Origin of the sequence: Sphingomonas canadensis, assembly GCF_026013525.1 — a bacterium.
In the GTDB taxonomy this organism is placed as follows: Bacteria; Pseudomonadota; Alphaproteobacteria; order Sphingomonadales; family Sphingomonadaceae; genus Sphingomonas; species Sphingomonas canadensis.
The window spans coordinates 20040-36835 of the sequence record NZ_JAPDRA010000001.1; the positions used below are offsets into that span (position 1 = coordinate 20040).

The following is a 16796-nucleotide window of genomic DNA, read 5'->3' on the forward strand; positions in this document are numbered from 1 at the left end:
GCGGGGACGAGAGGAGCGGGATCGTGGAGAGCGAAGGCGCAAGGGCGGACGGGATATCGGCGGAGGCGCTGGATCGCGCCGAGCGCCGATTCGCAGCGCTGCTGGGCACGGACGCGGTGCGGCGCGAAGGCGCGCTGTTCGCCGAATTCCACGATCCGTTCGAAGGGCCCGACGCACGCGCGCACCGGCCGGGGCTGGTGATCCAGCCCGAATCAGTGGAGCAGGTGCAGGCCGCGGTGCGGCTGGCGGGCGTGCTGGGAATCCCGCTGTGGACCTCATCCATGGGCCGCAACTTCGGCTATGGCGGATCGGCACCGGTGGTGGACGGCACGGTGGTGCTCAACCTGCGCCGCATGAACCGCATCCTGGAGATCGACGCACGCCAGGGCTTCGCGCGGATCGAGCCGGGCGTCACCTTCCACCAGCTCTATGCCGCGCTGCGCGAGGCGGACGCGCCGCTGATGATGTCGGTGCCCGATCTGGGCTGGGGCAGCATCATCGGCAACGCGCTGGAGCACGGCTATGGCTACAACCTGCTCGGCGACCACGCCTCGGCGCTGTGCGGGCTTGAGGTGGTGCTGGCCGACGGCACGCTGCTGCGCACCGGCCAGGGCGCGATCGCGAACAGCCCGTTGTGGAGCTGCCACCGCCGCGGCTTCGGCCCGGCGCTCGACGATCTGTTCAAGCAATCGAACATGGGCATCGTGACCCAGGCCGGGCTGTGGCTGGTGCCGCGGCCCGAGCGGATCGAGACCGGCACCATCCTGTGCCGCGGCGAGGGCGACATCGTGCCGCTGGTCGATACGCTGCGATCGCTGGTCCAGTCGGGCGTGCTTCAGGGCATCCCGATGATCGTCGGCACGCCCGATCCGGCGGCGGACGAAGACTCCGCCGCGGGCGGCTTCACCATGGCCGGGCTGCGCAAGGTGCTGCGCCCCGGCCGGTGGAACGCACGCATCGGCCTGTATGGCCATGCGGAGATGGTGGCGGCCCGCCGGTCGCTGCTCGAACGCGCGGTGGCGGCGATCCCCGGCGCCGAGCTGGAGCTGCGAAGCTACCCGGGCGACGCGGGGCCGGAGACGGTGGAGCCGCGCGATCTGATCGCCGCCGGCATCCCCAACCAGGTGCTGCTCGAACGGCTGAAGGCCGCGTTCGGCGAGACGATGGGGCATATGGACTTCTCGCCCGTGCTGCCCGCCACCGGAGAGGCGGCGCAGCGGCTGGACGCGATGGTGCGCGGCACGCTGGCGAAATACGGGCTGGTCGCGCCGGTGGGGCTGCTGCTCAACGCGCGCAGCATGGTGAGCGCCTGCATGGTGGTGTTCGACGCCGCCGACGCGGAACGGGTGCAGGCGGCGCGCGACGCGGTGCGCGAGATGTATGCGCAGGCGGCCGGATGGGGCTGCGCGCCCTATCGCGCGCATGTCGCGCTGGTGGACGGCGTGGCCGGCACCTTCGGCTTCAACGATCATGCGATGCGCCGCACGCTGGGACGGATCAAGGACGCGCTGGATCCCGCCGGCATCCTTTCGCCCGGCAACCACGGCATCTGGCCGGGCGTGGCCCGCGCGGGGCGCGCCTGAATGCGCGCGCGCCCTCCCGCCCCCCGGCCCGCCGCCCGGCCGGCCCTCAGGCCCGCGCCCCGGCCCGTCGCGCCGCGATTGACAGCGGTTGGAGCCTCAAATAAAAGAACACCATTCTATTCAAGAGAACGAATACCAGCTCGCCCGCTTGCGGGTGACGACAGGCGCGCGCCGCGGACGAGCGGCGGTCACCCCAGGGACCGGGAGAGGATTGGAAGATGACTGAGCACGATCGCCCCACGATCGCGACGATGCGCGCCTATACGTGGATGAACATCTTCACCGGATTCCTGGTGTGGGGCGTGGCGCTGGCCGGCGTCTCGATGATGATGCCGGTGATGTACGACACCATCTCCAAGGACATGGGATGGTCGGTCACCCAGACGACCAGCTTCATGGCGATCAAATCGGCGGTGTCGGCGATCGGCGGGCTGTTCGCGGGCAGCCTGATCGTGCGGCTGGGGCTGAAGCGGGTGTTCGTCCAGTCGGTCGTGGTGGTCGGCGTGGCGACGATGCTGCTCTACTTCGTGTCGAACCTGCCGATCTATTATCTGCTCGCCGCCTTTTCGGGCTTTGCCTCGATCCTGGCGCTGATCTGCGTCCAGGTGACGCTGGCCAAATGGCATTCGGCCAGCCTGGGCCGGATCACCGGCGTGGCGATGCTGGGCGGCGCGGTGGCGGGCACGATCGTGCCTTTCGCCACCACCTGGGGCGTGCAGCATTTCGGCTGGCACGCGACATCGGCGGCGGCGGGCGTGGTGGTGCTGCTGTTCGTCACCACCGCCGCGATCTTCCTGTTCCGCGAAACGCCCGAGGCCTATGGCTATACCGCCGAGGAGCTGGATCCCGGCCCCAAGGGCGGCAAGCACGCGAAGGCGGCGGCCGCGGGCGGCGATAGCCCCGAATTCTCCCAGATCGTGCGCACGCGGCCCTTCATCATGCTGGTGCTGGCAGCCGCGCTTTCGGGCGCGATCAGCAACGGCGTGAACGAATATGTGCCGATGTTCGTCGCGCGCCAGGCGAACCTGGGCGCCTATATGGCGGCGCTGGGCTTCACCATCGTCATCGTGATCTCCGGGCTGGGCAAGATCCTGTTCGGCTGGGTGTTCGATCGTTTCTCGACCAAGGGCGTGGCGGCATGCTGGGCGCTGTGCGGCATCGCGGTGCTGCTCGCCTTCCCGGTATCGGGCTTCGTCACCTTCCTGATGTTCACGGTGGTGCGCGGCGTTTCGCACGGCGGCGTGGTGGTGCAGGCGCCGGTGCTGGCGCGGCACATCTATGGCATCCGCCCGATCGCGCAGGTGATCGCGTTCCTCAACGCCGCCTTCCATCTGGGCGCGTCGGCCGGCATCTGGGTGATCGGCGTCGGCGTGGACGTGACCGGCGGCTTCACCATCCCGTTCATCGCGGTGGCGATCACGGCGGTGGTCTGCGCGCTGCTGGGGCTGCGTTTCCAGCCGCGCTACTGGGCCGGCTACACCGAAAAGCGCGCCGATGCATGACGGGCAGAACCTGCTGATCCTGGGCGCGGCCAGCCTGGCCGCGTCGGCGATCAGCGCCTGCTTCTCGGTGGGCGGGGGCTATGTGCTGTTCGGGGCGCTGACCTGGATCATGCCGCTGCCCACCGCCATCGCGATGCAATCGGTGCTGTCGTTCGGATCGCTGGTTTCGCGTACCCACGCCTTCTGGGCGGAGATCGACTGGACGATCGTGCGCAATTTCACCGCGGGCACGCTGGTGGGCGTCGGCGCGGGGCTGTGGCTGTTCGCGCGCACGCCGGAACGGGTGCTGGCGGTGCTGCTGGGGCTGCTGCTGTTCGTGCTGGCCTGGGCGCCCGCGATCCGCTGGCGCGGCCGCGCGGGCGCATCCTATTTCGGCGTCGGCATCGCGCATGCGGTGGTAAGCACGCTGTTCGGGCTGGGCGCGATCCTCCAGCCGGTGCTGCTGCGGTCCAGCCTGGCGCGCACCGCGATCGTGGGCACTTTCGCCACCTGCATCATCCTGCTCGAGACGATCCGGACGCTGGGCTATGCCGCCACCGGATTTTCCTATGCCGCATGGTGGCCGGAGATACTGGTGGCGACCGTCACCGGCCTGGCCGGCACCTATCTGGGCAAGCGGATGGTGCCGGTGATCTCCGAAGACCATTTCCGCTTCGTGATGCGGCTGTTCATCACGCTGCTGGGCCTGCGCTTCGTCCAGAAGGGCCTTGCCTGATGCGCGCGCCCGCCCCCCGACATCATCCGACCAGGAGAGACAGATGAGCGCACCGCTCCCCGGAAAGCTGAGCCCGGACGGCTTCGCGAAGGCGCTGGACGCCTTTCGCGGCGCGATCGGCAAGCAATGGGTGCTCGACGGTGAAGAAGACCGCCAGACCTATATCGACCCCTATGCGCTGGGCGACGGGCTGAACCACGATTGCTCGGCGATCGCGGCGCCCGCCTCCACCGACGAGGTGCGCGCGATCGTGCGCCTGGCCAACGAGCACAAGGTGCCGCTGTGGCCGGTAAGCCGCGGCAAGAACCTGGGCTATGGCGGCGCATCGCCGATGGAGCGCGGCAACGTGATCCTGGACCTCAGCCGCATGAACAAGGTGGTCGAGGTCGACGCCAAGCAGGCCTATTGCGTGATCGAGCCCGGCGTCAGCTTCTTCGATCTCTACAACCACCTGGCCGACAACAAGCTGCCGCTGTGGATGTCCACGCCCGGCAATAGCTGGGGCAGCGTGCTGGGCAACGCGCTGGATCGCGGCATCGGCTACACCCCCTATGGCGACCATTGCGAACAGATTTGCGGGATCGAGGCGGTGCTGCCCGACGGCGACCTGATCCGCACCGGCATGGGCGCGATGGCCAAGGGCGCGGGCTGGCAGCATTACAAATACGGCTATGGCCCCGGCTGGGACCAGATGTTCTTCCAGTCCAACCTGGGCGTGGTCACCCAGGCCGGCCTGTGGCTCCAGCCCGAGCCGGAGATGACGGCGAAGGTCGAGCTGGCCTTCCCCAAATTCGACGACGCCGAATGGGCGATCGACGCGCTGGCCGACCTGCGCCGCCGCGACGTGATCCAGCACAACATCGTCTTCGGCAGCCCGGTGCGCGCCGCATCCACCCAGTCGCAGCGCGCCGACTGGTATGACGGCCCCGGCGCCATTCCCGATTCGGCGTGCGAGAAGATGATCCAGAAGCTGGGCATCGGCTGGTGGAACGCCAAGATCAACCTGTTCGGCCACGCCGCCACGGTGAAGGCCCAGATCGAGCTGATCCGCGGCATATTCGAGAAGCGCATCGGCAAGGAGCTGAAGTTCGAGACCTGGGAGCAGGGCGATCCGCCCGACAAGTCAGCGCGCGGCATCCCCTCCACCCTGGGGCTGCAGAGCGTCAACTGGTACGGCGGGCGCGGCGGGCACCTGAGCTTCGCGCCGGTGATGCCGTCCGACGGCAAGCTGATCCTGGACTATGCCCGCAAGATCAAAGCCTATTACGAAAAGGTCGGGCAGGATTACTACGCCAGCTTCACGATCGGCCGGCGCCATGTGAACAACGTCAGCCTGATCCTGTACAACCGCGACGATCCGGCGATGGTGGACCGGGTGGACAAGCTCTACCGCCACCTCGTCGCCGAGGCCGCGGCGCAGGGCTTCGGCGAGTATCGCGGCCACATCTCGTACATGGGGCTGATCGCCGACACCTTCGATTTCAACGATCACGCGCTGCGCCGCCTGAACGACAAGGTGAAGGCGTGCCTGGACCCCAACAACATCATCGCGCCGGGCCGCAACGGCATCGGCGTCCGCGCGTGAGGAGCGAGCCGATGACCGCGTCCCGCAACCCTGCCGCCACCGCCCGCATGACGGGCCGCATCGTCTTCGCCGCCGCGCTCGGGCTGCTCGCCGCCGCCTGTTCGGGCAAGGGCGGCGATGCGCCCGCCGCCAAGGACGGCCGCATGCCGCAATCGCAGGTCGTGCGCTTCGGCGCGGGATCGTCGAGCGAGGGCGAGCGGCTGTACGGCCGCGAATGCGCCTTCTGTCACGCCGGCCGCAACACCGGCACGATCATGCTGGGCCGCCGCATGGAGCCCGACAAGGCCGAGCTGCACAAGCGCACCGATCTGGACGCCGACTATGTGAAGACCGTCGCGCGCAAGGGGCTGGTCAACATGCCGCCCTTCTCGCGCGTGGAGGTGACCGACGAGGAGCTCGACAAGATCGCCGCCTGGCTGGCCGACAAGGGCCGCGCCCGGTGAGCGCCGATCGCCGCACGCTGCTGAAGGCGCTGTCCGCGCTGCCGCTGGCCGGGCTGGCCGGCGCCGGGGTTCCGGGCGCCGCATCTGCGCAGGACGCGATCCGCATCGTCGCCGACCGGCGCCTGCCCGGCGTGGCCGCGCTGGCATCGGCGGCCCGGCGGGGCGGCCATGCGGTGAGCGATCCGGGCGGCGAGATCGTCGCCCATGTGCTGGCGCAGGGCGCCGGCTGGCTGCGCTCCGGCGGGCCGGTGATGGGGCTCACCAGCTATACCGACATGATGCTGATGCGCGATCTGGCGCGCGAGGCGGGGCGGCCGATGCGCTTCGCCGCGGCGTGGAACGGCGGCGGCGCGGCGCCCCTGGCCGATCGCGGCGCGGAGGCCCAGGCGGCGCTGATCGCCATGGTGCGCCGCCGCCCGCCCCCCGCCGGCACCGCCAGCGTATTCCTGTGGCTCGTCTGACGTGCGGGCGGTTCTTCGACGGAAAGGTTCAGCGTGAACGCGGCCAATTATGACTATGTGATCGTCGGCGCCGGATCGGCGGGTTCGGTGATCGCCAACCGGCTATCGGCCGATCCCGCCATCCGCGTGCTGCTGATCGAGGCGGGCGGCGAGGCGGACCACCCCTATGTGCAGATGCCGCTGGGCTTCCTCCATGCGCTGCGCAACCCGGACTTCACCTGGAACTTCGCGTCGGAGCCGGAGGCGGCGGCGGGCGGCAAGGTGTTTCCCCTGCCGCGCGGGCGGATGCTGGGCGGGTCCTCTTCGATCAACGGCATGGTCCATTTCCGCGGCCACCCCGCCGATTTCGACGATTGGGCGGCGCTTGGCTGCGAAGGCTGGAGCTATGCCGACGTGCTGCCCTATTTCCAGCGGTCCGAGGATCACTGGAGCGGCGGCAACAAATGGCGCGGCAAGGGCGGGCCGATCACGGTGAAGCCGGTGGACACCGCCCGGCTGATGGCGGCGGAGCTGCGCGCCTCCGCCGCGCTGTGCGGCTATCCCTACAACCCCGATTACGACGGCGAATCGAACGAAGGCTGCGCCGATGTGCAGATCGCGATCCGCGGCGGGCGGCGATGCGGATCGGCGCGCGCCTATCTGGAGGATATCCGGCGCAAGCGGCACAACCTGACGATCGCCACCCGTGCCCAGGCCCGCCGCGTCCTGTTCGACGGCCGCCGCGCGACCGGGGTGGAATATGAGGTTTACGGCCAGCGCCGCCAGGCGAACGCGCGGCGCGAGGTGATCCTGAGCGGCGGCGCCTATGGCTCGCCGCACCTGCTGCTGCTGTCGGGCGTGGGCGACGGGGCGGAGCTGAGCCGCCACGGCATCCCCGTGGTCCATGCGCTGCCCGGGGTCGGCCGCAACCTGCAGGAGCATGTCCGCCTCGCGCATCAATATGACGCGGTGCTGCCGCACAGCTTCGCGCGCGAGCTGCGCTTCGATCGCGCGGCGCTTTCGTTCCTGCGCTGGTATCTGTTCAGCTCGGGCACCTTCGCCAACCAGATCGCCGCCGCGTGCATCCTGGCGCGCTCGCAGGACGGGCTGGACCGGCCCGACCTTCAGATCATGGTCAGCCCGGTGCGCGTGGACGCCAACATCTGGTTCCCGGGCTTCAGCAAGCCGAAGCAGGATTGCTTCTACAACTCGATCTGCCTGCTGCGGCCCGAAAGCCGCGGCGCCCTGACGCTGCGCGACGCCGATCCGCACAGCGCGCCGCGCATCGAGCTGAACCTGCTCCAGCATCCGAACGACTGGGCGACGCTGAAGAAGGGTCTGGCGATATCGCGCCGCATCTTCGCGGGCGGGCCGGTCGCCAATCATGTCACGCGCGAGATCCTGCCCGGCGCCGACAAGCAGGACGACGCGGCGCTGGACGCGATGAAGGCCGATCTGGCCGGCGTCGTCCACCATCCGGTGGGCACCTGCGCGATGGGCACGGGGCCGGAGGCGGTGGTCGATCCGCAGCTTCGCGTCCATGGCATCGAAGGGCTGCGCGTCGCCGACGCATCGGTGATGCCGCTGCTGGTGGGCGCCAATACCAACGCCGCCGCCGTGATGATCGGCGAAAAGGCATCGGACCTGATCCTGAAGACCCATGGAGCGCACAATGGCTGACGCAGGCGGAACCCAATCGCCGTTCGAAACCGCGCGGCGGCGCATCGCCGGGTTCGGCCGGCACTTCATCGGCGGCGAATGGGTGGCGCAGGACGGCGACCCCATCGCCGTGATCAACCCTGCGGACGAGCAGCAGATCGGCGTGATCGCCGCGGGCTCCGCGCGGGAGATCGACGCGGCGGTGGCGGCCGCGCGCGCGGCCTTCGATCATCCCGGCTGGCGCGCCATGCCCGCCGCGCGGCGCGAGCAACTGCTGCTGCGCCTCGCCGACCTGATCGAGGCCGATGCCGACGCCATCGCCGCGATCGAGACGCTCGACAACGGCATGCCCTTTCCCCACGCGCGCGGCGCCGTGATGGGTGCGGTGAGCGCGATCCGCTACAACGCCGGATGGGTGCGGCGGCCGTGCGGCGAGACGGTGCCGGTGTCGGTGCCCGGCAACTGGCACGGCTATACCAGCCATGAGCCGCTGGGCGTGGCCGGGCTGATCGTGCCGTGGAACGCGCCCTTCGCGATCACCTGCGCCAAGGTCTCGGCCGCGCTGGCGGCGGGATGCACCGTGGTGCTCAAGCCCGCCGAGCTGGCGCCGATGAGCGGGCTGCGGCTCGGCGAGCTGATCGCGGAGGCGGGCTTCCCGGCGGGCAGCGTCAACATCGTCACCGGGCTGGGAACGGCGGCGGGTGCCGCGCTGGCCGCGCATCCCGGGATCGACAAGCTCTCCTTCACCGGATCGACCGCCACCGGCAAGGCGATCCTGGGCGCCAGCATCCCGGACCTGAAGCGCGTCTCGCTGGAGCTGGGCGGCAAGTCCGCGGTGCTGGTCTATGCCGACGCCGATCTGGAACGCGCGGTGCCCGGCGTGGCGATGGGAATCTTCGGCAACGCGGGCCAGGTGTGCGCGGCGGGCTCGCGGCTGTTCGTCGCCGATGCGATCCACGATCGCTTCGTCCAGGCGCTGGCCGATTTCGCGGCGAAGCTGAACGTCGGCCCCGGCTGGCAGGAGGGCGTGGCGATGGGGCCGCTGATCTCCGCGGCGCAGCGCGAGCGCGTGCTGGGCTATGTCGAGGCCGGGCGGCGCGCGGGCGCCGTGCTGGCGGCCGGCGGCGGCACGCCCGATGGCGCGGGCTATTTCGTCCAGCCGACCATCTTCGCGGGCGCCGATCCCGGCATGGCGATCGTGCGAGAGGAGATCTTCGGCCCGGTGCTGAGCGTGATGCGGCTGGCGGAGGAGGATCTGGACACCGCGGCGGCCATGGCCAACGACAGCGCCTATGGCCTGTCCGCCTATGTCTGGACGCGCGACCTGGGCCGCGCGCACGGGATGGCGAAGCGGCTGCGCGCCGGATCGGTGAAGGTCAACGGCGCGGGGATGGAGTTCGCCCTGCCCTTCGGCGGTTTCAAGCAATCGGGCATCGGCCGCGAAAACGGCCAGGAGGGCGTGCGCGCCTTCACCGAGACCAAGGCGGTGATGATCGGCTACTGACGCGACGGGCGGCCGCGCGGGCCGCCCCGGAGCGAAATATCAGGGCTTCAGCCCGCGCCAGTGGTAGACGATCGAGCGCACCGACGCGGTGATCCAGTCGAGGAACTGGCCGTCGCGGCCGCAATCACCCTGATCGATCCAGCGCACATAGCTGTCGAGCATGAAGGTGGTCACCGCCTGCGCCATCAGGATCGTCGGCCCCGGGGCATTCTCTTCCGGGCCAAGGATATCGGTCTCGCGGTCGATCACCGCCTGGACCAGCTCGGCCGTCAGCCGCTCAAGATGCGATCCGAAGATGGGATCGTGCGCCGCGTGGCGGACGAGCAGCTTCATCGCGGCGGCATGCGCCCGCGCGACCGGCAACGTGCGCCGGACGCGATCGGTCCACCACGCGGCCTCCTCGCGATCGGCGGTCAGGATCGCCTGGACCACCTCGTCGAGCACCGCATGAACCAGCGCGTCCTTCGACTTGAAGTAGCGATAGAGGATCACCTTCGACACGCCGGCCTGGGCCGCGACATGATCCATCGTCGCCTGGCGTATCCCGCGCTGTTCCAGCACCTCAGCGGCCGCGCGCAGAAGCTGCTCCCGGCGCTGGACGCGGTGTGCGTCGATCATCTCCGAATAGGTCTTTTCCATGTTCCGACGCTCGCCCAGTCCGGACGATTTGGCAAATCCGGCATGGACTTGCCGCCTCGCGCACCGCCGGACCTCCCACCTGTTTACTCGCTCGTAACATCATGTTACTCACAAGTGACATCAAGAGTCGAGGCGGCCCCGGCCGTACTGGACAGGGGAGGAAAGACGAATGGCAAATCGCTGTATTTCCCGGATGAATCCGGCCCTGCGCGGCAGCGTGGCGATCGCCGCGATGGCCGCCGCCTGCGCGGCCGCGGCACCGGCGCACGCCCAGGCCGATGGTTCGGACGCCTATGACGCGGAAGCCTCCACCCAGGCCGATCCCGGCGACGAGATCGTCGTCCAGGCACGGCGGCGCGCGGAATCGATCGAGGATGTTCCCGCTTCGGTGAGCGTCCTCTCCGACGACGACCTGGAGCGGCTGAGCGTGCGCGACGTCGCCGATTACACGCGGCAGACGCCCGGCGCGCTGCTGATCAGCTCCGGCCCGCAATATCTCAACGATATCGCGCTGCGCGGCCAGGGCGGCGGGCGGCTGGGCTTTTCGGAATCGACCACCGGCATCTATCGCGACGGCATCTATGTCGCGGGCGGCGGCTTCGGCGGCCGCAGCTATGGCGACATCGACTTCTACGACGTCGAGCGCGTCGAGGTGTATCGCGGCCCGCAAGGCGCGCTTTACGGGCGCAGCGCGGTGGGCGGCGCGGTCAACGTCATCAGCCGCAAGCCGGTCAACCAGCTCGAGGTGCGCGCCAAGGCGGGCTATGATTCGGTGGAGCAGCTCCAGGGATCGGCCACGCTGAACCTGCCGATCGCGAACACGGTCGCGCTGCGTTTCGGCGGCTTCTACAACGATCAGAAGCAGGGCTTCTACATCGACCAGGTCACCGGCAAATATCTGGATACCGAGAAGAGCTGGGGCGTGCGCGGCACGCTGGGCTTCGGCATCGACACCGACAACACCGTCAACCTGACCGTCGAATATTCCGATTCCTCGGCGCCCGGCTTCAGCTCGCTGGGGCAGAATGTCGCGCTGGATCCCGATCCGTTCGTGCGCACCGGCCTGGACACGACCGACCGGGTGGATATCGCCCAGACCCAGCTATTGTTCGACTTCACCCATGATTTCGGCGATTCCGAGCTGGTGGTGCTGGCCAACTACAAGGGCCGCCAGGGCGATCGCGCCGGCGCCGACTTCGATCACTATTCGGGCATCCGCAACGCCAACATCCAGTTGATCGACGATCAGGGCGAGGATTTCGAGCGCTATGGCGCGGAGGTTCACTGGGGATCGACCGGCAACGGCGCGCTGAGCTGGCTGATCGGCGCCGACTTCCAAACCTATGAAAGCAACATCTATTCGAACCGGCATGGCACGGTCATCGGATCGCCCGCCGCCACCACCACGGTGCGCCGCCAGCTCCGGCTCGACAATGCGCGCGAGGACCTGTTCTCCTATTCGGCGTTCGGCCTGATCGGCTATGACCTGACCAGCCGGATCAACATCACGGCGGAGGCGCGTTTCCAGGCGGATTCGAAGAAATTCCGCTTCCAGCGCTTCGATCTGGACGCAACGACCAACGACGCTGTCCCGCTGACCCTGTTCGACCGGGACTGGACGCGCTTCCTGCCGACGGTCTCGATCAACTATGAGGTCAGCGATGCGGTGACCCTCTATGGCCGCGTCGCCACCGGCTACCGGCCCGGCGGGTTCAACCAGACCCCCGTCCCCGGCTTCTTCGATCGCGTGGCCTATAACCCCGAGGACATCGCCCAGGGCGAGCTGGGCGTGAAGGCGATGTTCCGCAGCGGCGGCGCGGTGTTCCGCGGCCAGCTCGCCGCCTATTACGGCGAGACGCGCGACGTGCAGCAGACGACCACGCTGTCCACCACCAATCCCGCCTTCACGCTGGAGAATGTGGGCGACAACCGCATCTACGGCGCCGAGCTGGAGCTGTCGGCGATGGTCCCGCTCGGCCAGGGGCGCTTCACCGCGTCGATGAATGCGTCCGCGTCGCACGGCAAGTGGAAGGACGGCGCCTCGATCCTGTTCCAGGGCGCGGTGCTCGATCTGTCCGGCAAGGATACGCCGCGCGCGCGCGACTATATGATCACGCTGAACGGCGGCTTCACTCATCCGCTGGGCGGCGGCATCGACGGCCTGTTCACCGCCAGTTTCCAGACCGCGGGCGGCGGATTCGACGACGCATCGCTGGCCCGCGCCAGCGATTCCTATTCGAACGTCGATCTTTCGGCCGGCATCCAGGGCAAGAACTGGCGCCTGCTGGGGTACGTCAAGAACCTGACGAACGACATCTATCGCGTGGTCACGGTCGGCGGCAATAATTACTACAATACGCCGCGGACCTGGGGAGGAAGCATTTCCTTCGATTGGTGAGGTCTCGCATGAAACATCCATTTTCCCGTATCGCGATTTCCGGAGTCATCGGCCTCTGCCTGCTCGGCACGGTCGAGGCCGACGCCCAGGCGTTCCAGCGGCTTCGCGCCCTGCGTGCCCAGCGCGCGGACCAGGGGACGCCCGCCGGAACCACCAGCCACACGATCAACGTGGCGGGAACGGCGCGCGAATATCTGTTGCTGGACGGCGCCAGGGGCCGCCCCGGCGCGCCGCTGCTGATCGTGCTGCACGGCGGCGGCGGCAACGCGGCCGCCATGGTGGAGCGCTGGTCGGCCAAGGCGGCGCAGGCGGGGATCGTCGTCGCCTTCCCCAACGGCGTCGGGCGTGCCGCCAACATGGGCACGTGGAACGCGGGCGGCTGTTGCGGCCATGCGATGGAGAGCGGCAGCAAGGACGTGGAGTTCGTCGCCGCGCTGATCGACGCGGTGAAACAGTCCAACGGGATCGATCCGCGCCGCGTCTATGTGGCCGGCATGTCGAACGGCGGGATGATGACGCACCGCATCGCCATCGCGCTCGGCCCGCGGCTTGCCGGTGCCGGCGTGGTGGCGGGGGCGATGTTCGGCGGCGAGCCCGCTCCCGCCGGCCCCGTCCCGATGCTGATCATCCACGGCATGAAGGACGAGGTCGTCCCCTATCCGGGCGGGCAGAGCACGCTGGGCTTCGTCGCCAAATCGCAGAGCAAGCCGTTCCAGCCGGTGCGCTATGCGGTCGATTTCTGGCGGCGGGCCAACGGGTGCGAAACGCCCGCCGCCGCCAGCACCTCCGGCGACGTGACGATCGAGCGCTCCACGGGATGCAAGGGCGCGGACGTGACCTTCTACAGCCTCGCCTCCGCCAACCACACCTGGCCGGGCAGCGGCGGGGGCGCGCCCATGCTGGAGCGCTACCGCTACGATCAGCTCAGCGCGACGGACGTGCTGTGGGATTTCTTCAGCAAGCACGTCCGCAACTGATGCGCCGCCGCCGCTCCCCGGCGCGGCCGCATGCAGGTTCCGAGGGGAGCTTCCCCTCTCCCACCCCCTGCCGGGGCGGCTCTGTCGCCCCGGCATCTTTTTGGCGGGTACCGCGCGCGGCGGCCCGCCGGAACAGGAATGGACTTTGACCCTGGTACGCTCGCTGCTCGGCCTCTTCGGGAGTGACCCGGCCGCCCCGCAGACCGTGGACGCTTTGCTCACGCGAACGGCGAAGGCGCATCCGCACGCGCCCGCGATCGGCCCGCTGGCCGGCGCGATCGACTTCGCCGAGCTCGACCGGCGCGTCACCCGGGTCGCCAACGGCCTGGCCGCGGAGGGAGGCCCCCGGGATCGCGTCGCGCTGATCGGCCGCAATTCGGGCGAGCAGGTCGAGCTGCTGCTGGGCGCGATCCGGGCAGGACAGACGCCGCTGACGATCAACTGGCGCCTGACCCCGGTTGAGATGGCCTATATCCTGGAGCATTCGGGCGCGAGCCGGGTGTTCGCCGATACCGAGTTCCTGGCCACCGCCCAGGCGGCGCTCGGCGGCCGGGACGTGCCCGTCCAGGCGATCGACGGCACCGGCCCGGCCGATTACCGCCGCTGGCGCGACCGCCAGGACAACCGCGCCCACCCATCGTCCGGCACACCCGGGGACGTGGTGCTGCAGATGTACACCAGCGGCACCACCGGGCTGCCCAAGGGCGTTCAGCTCACCAACGCCAACGTGCTCGCGTCGCTGGCGATCTTCAGCCTGGCGCCGCTCGATCTGGATACCGGCGACGTGCTCTATGCGCCCGCGCCGATGTTCCACATCACCGGCATCGGCCCGGTCCTGCGCTGCATCCAGTCCGGCGCGCGGCTCGTTCTGGCCAGCGGCTTCGATCCGGGCCAGGCGGTCGAGACCCTGGCGCGCGAGCGCGTCACCTACACCACGCTCGCCCCGGCGATGATCCAGGCCTGCCTGGCCAGCCCGGCGATGGACGGCGCCGATCTCGGCCCGCTGCGGGTGATCGTCTATGGCGGATCGCCGATCGCCGAATCCGTGCTGCGCGAGGCGCAGGAGCGGATCGGCTGCGAGTTCGCCCAATGCTATGGCCTGACCGAGACAACCGGCCCGATCACGCTGATGACGCCCGAGGATCACGCGCCTGGCCGCGGCAAGCTGGCCTCGTGCGGGCGCGCCGTGGAGGGCGTGGGGCTCAGGGTGGTCGATGCGGACGGAAATCCGGTGCCCGCGGGCGTGACCGGCGAGATCCAGGTCGGCGGCCCGCTGGTGATGATGGGCTATGCCTCCGATCCCGCCGCGACGGCCGAGACGATCCGCGACGGCTGGCTCAATACCGGCGATGCCGGCTATCTGGACGACGAGGGCTTCCTGTTCATCCGCGATCGGGTGAAGGACATGATCGTGTCGGGCGGCGAGAACATCTATCCCGTCGAGGTCGAGAACGCGATCCAGTCGCACGTCGGCGTCGCCGAGGTCGCGGTGATCGGCATTCCCGACGCGCGCTGGGGCGAAGCCGTGCTGGCGCTGGTCGTGCCGGCGGGCTCGGTACAGGATGCCGACGCGGTCCTCGCGCACTGCCGCGAGCGGATCGCGGGCTATAAATGCCCGCGCCAGATCCGCTTCGTCGACGCCATCCCGCGCAACGCGGCGGGCAAGATCCTGCGGCGCGAGCTGCGCAAGCCGTTCTGGGAAGGGGTCGACCGCCTTGTCGGCTGACCGCCCCAGCCAGGCCCGGACCGGGAGAGCGTGAAGATGCGCAGGCTGATGACGATCTCGCTGCTGACGCTGGCGGGGCTGCTGCTGCCCGCCTGCGCGCACAATCAGGCGCGGCCGGAGCTGCCCAGGACGGCGCAGGGCCAGGTCCGCGGCACGATCGAGGGCGATGTCGGCGTCTATCGCGGCATCCCCTATGCCGCGCCGCCGTCCGGGGCGCTGCGCTGGAAGCCGCCACAGCCCGCCGCGCCATGGCAGGGCGTGCGCGATGCCACCGCCTTCGGCCCCTCCTGCCCCCAGGGCGTGATCCCCGGCGCGGGCGCGCGTGAGGCGAACGCGGTGCGCGGCGCGACGAGCGAGGATTGCCTGACGCTCAACATCTGGGCGCCCGCCCGCCATGCCGGGCCGCTGCCGGTGATGGTGTGGATCCATGGCGGCGCGCACCGCATCGGATCGGGCTCCGCCCCCTTCTATGACGGCAGCGCCTTTGCCCGCGACGGGGTGATCCTGGTCACCTTCAACTATCGCCTGGGCCTGCTCGGCTATCTCGCGCATCCCGCGCTCACCGCGGAGGCGGCGGCCGATGCGCCGCTCGCCAACTATGGCACGATGGACCAGCTCGCCGCGCTCCGCTGGGTACAGGCCAATATCGCCGCCTTCGGGGGCGATCCGGGCAATGTCACGCTGTTCGGCGAATCCGCGGGCGGGGTGGCGACGCTCAGCCTGCTGACGCTGCCGGAGGCGCGGGGGCTGTTCCACAAGGCGATCGTCGAATCCGGCGGCGGATGGAACGCGACGCCCGATCTGGCCGAGGCCGAGCGCAACGGGGCCGCCGCGCTCGAATCCGCCGGGGTAAGGCCCGGCGCGAGCCTGGCGGAGCTGCGCGCGCTGCCGCCCGAGGCCTTTGCCGGGTTCAAGGCCGGTGTCGGGTTTGGCCCGGTGATCGACGGGCGTTTGCTGAAGCAGAGCACCGCGCAGGCGTTCGCGGCGGGCGACGTCGTCGATGTGCCGCTCATCATCGGCTTCAACAGCGACGAGGGATCGCTGATGGAATCCTTTCAGATGGCGCCTTCGACGATGCTCGGGTCGGTCCCCGGGGCCGGGCTGGCGGCGCTGCGGGCGGCCTATGGCGCGCGCGGGGCGACCGACGAGGCGCTCGCCCGCCGGCTGTTCGCGGACGGCGCCTTTTCCGCGCCCGCACGCTGGATCGCGGGCAGGAGCGCGGGCGGCGCGCCGAGCTGGCTCTATCGCTTCGATTACGTTGCCGAGCTGCTTCGCGGCCAGCGCAGCGGCGCGCGCCACGGCGGCGAGATTCCGTTCGTGTTCGATAGCTGGTCCGCGATGCCGGCGATCGCGCAGGCGCTGACCGAGGACGACCGCCGGATGGCCGCGACGATCCACGGCTGCTGGGTCAGCTTCGCCAAGACCGGCGTGCCGGTCTGTCCCGGGGCGCCGGCGTGGCCGGCCTATGCCCCGGCCAGCGATACGCTGCTCGATTTCGCGGCGGTCACCGCCCCGCGAACGGGCTTCGACAAGCCGATTTACGACGTGCTCGAACGCACGCTGCTGCCGCGCGCGCTGGGCGCGGCGCCACGCCGATAGGCGAACCGGTTGCTTGGGAGAGACGC

13 protein-coding genes are annotated in these 16796 nt (G+C 69.6%); 12 read left to right on the forward strand and 1 reads right to left on the reverse strand.

Features of this window, described 5'->3' with window-relative positions; translation table 11 throughout:
- Positions 1-23 precede the first annotated feature (23 nt).
- From OM513_RS00085 to OM513_RS00120, 8 genes are all read left to right on the forward strand, one after another.
- Positions 24-1583, forward strand: coding sequence for an FAD-binding oxidoreductase (locus tag OM513_RS00085; RefSeq protein ID WP_264942113.1), 1560 nt, complete (start codon positions 24-26; stop codon positions 1581-1583).
- 218 nt (positions 1584-1801) lie between these two features.
- Entirely contained in the window at positions 1802-3085 is a 1284-nt protein-coding gene (locus OM513_RS00090; RefSeq protein WP_264942114.1) for an MFS transporter, read from the forward strand.
- A complete protein-coding gene (locus OM513_RS00095) occupies positions 3078-3800 on the forward strand; it encodes a sulfite exporter TauE/SafE family protein (RefSeq protein ID WP_264942115.1) in 723 nt (240 codons plus the stop codon). The genes OM513_RS00090 and OM513_RS00095 overlap by 8 nt, the downstream gene beginning before the upstream one ends.
- Positions 3801-3843: 43 nt before the next feature.
- Positions 3844-5385 carry an FAD-binding oxidoreductase gene (locus tag OM513_RS00100; protein WP_264942116.1) on the forward strand — a complete coding sequence of 514 codons (1542 nt, stop codon included), beginning with the start codon at positions 3844-3846 and terminating at the stop codon, positions 5383-5385.
- Positions 5386-5396: 11 nt separating this feature from the next.
- On the forward strand, positions 5397-5828 hold the full coding sequence (locus OM513_RS00105; protein ID WP_264942117.1) for a c-type cytochrome: 432 nt from the start codon (positions 5397-5399) through the stop codon (positions 5826-5828).
- On the forward strand, positions 5825-6289 hold the full coding sequence (locus OM513_RS00110) for a hypothetical protein (protein ID WP_264942118.1): 465 nt from the start codon (positions 5825-5827) through the stop codon (positions 6287-6289). The genes OM513_RS00105 and OM513_RS00110 overlap by 4 nt, the downstream gene beginning before the upstream one ends.
- A 33-nt stretch (positions 6290-6322) precedes the next feature.
- Positions 6323-7948, forward strand: coding sequence for a GMC family oxidoreductase (locus tag OM513_RS00115; protein WP_264942119.1), 1626 nt, complete (start codon positions 6323-6325; stop codon positions 7946-7948).
- A complete protein-coding gene (locus tag OM513_RS00120) occupies positions 7941-9431 on the forward strand; it encodes an aldehyde dehydrogenase family protein (protein ID WP_264942120.1) in 1491 nt (496 codons plus the stop codon). Before OM513_RS00115 ends, OM513_RS00120 begins: the two co-directional genes overlap by 8 nt.
- 39 nt (positions 9432-9470) lie before the next feature.
- Here the strand turns inward: OM513_RS00120 and OM513_RS00125 are convergent, their stop codons facing one another.
- The gene (locus OM513_RS00125) at positions 9471-10070 is read right to left on the reverse strand and encodes a TetR/AcrR family transcriptional regulator (protein ID WP_264942121.1); all 600 of its coding nucleotides are present in this window, start codon (positions 10068-10070) and stop codon (positions 9471-9473) included.
- A 193-nt stretch (positions 10071-10263) separates the two neighbouring features.
- On the opposite strand from OM513_RS00125, the gene OM513_RS00130 reads away from it, so the two are divergent.
- The 4 genes from OM513_RS00130 (at position 10264) to OM513_RS00145 (ending at position 16770) form a co-directional block, all read left to right on the forward strand.
- Positions 10264-12468: a TonB-dependent receptor gene (locus OM513_RS00130; protein WP_264942122.1), complete on the forward strand. Its 2205-nt coding sequence runs from the start codon at positions 10264-10266 to the stop codon at positions 12466-12468.
- Positions 12469-12476: 8 nt separating this feature from the next.
- The gene (locus OM513_RS00135) at positions 12477-13445 is read left to right on the forward strand and encodes an alpha/beta hydrolase family esterase (protein WP_264942123.1); all 969 of its coding nucleotides are present in this window, start codon (positions 12477-12479) and stop codon (positions 13443-13445) included.
- A 145-nt stretch (positions 13446-13590) separates the two neighbouring features.
- Entirely contained in the window at positions 13591-15171 is a 1581-nt protein-coding gene (locus OM513_RS00140; RefSeq protein ID WP_264942124.1) for a long-chain-fatty-acid--CoA ligase, read from the forward strand.
- A gap of 36 nt (positions 15172-15207) precedes the next feature.
- Positions 15208-16770: a carboxylesterase/lipase family protein gene (locus OM513_RS00145; protein WP_264942125.1), complete on the forward strand. Its 1563-nt coding sequence runs from the start codon at positions 15208-15210 to the stop codon at positions 16768-16770.
- Positions 16771-16796: the final 26 nt, after the last annotated feature.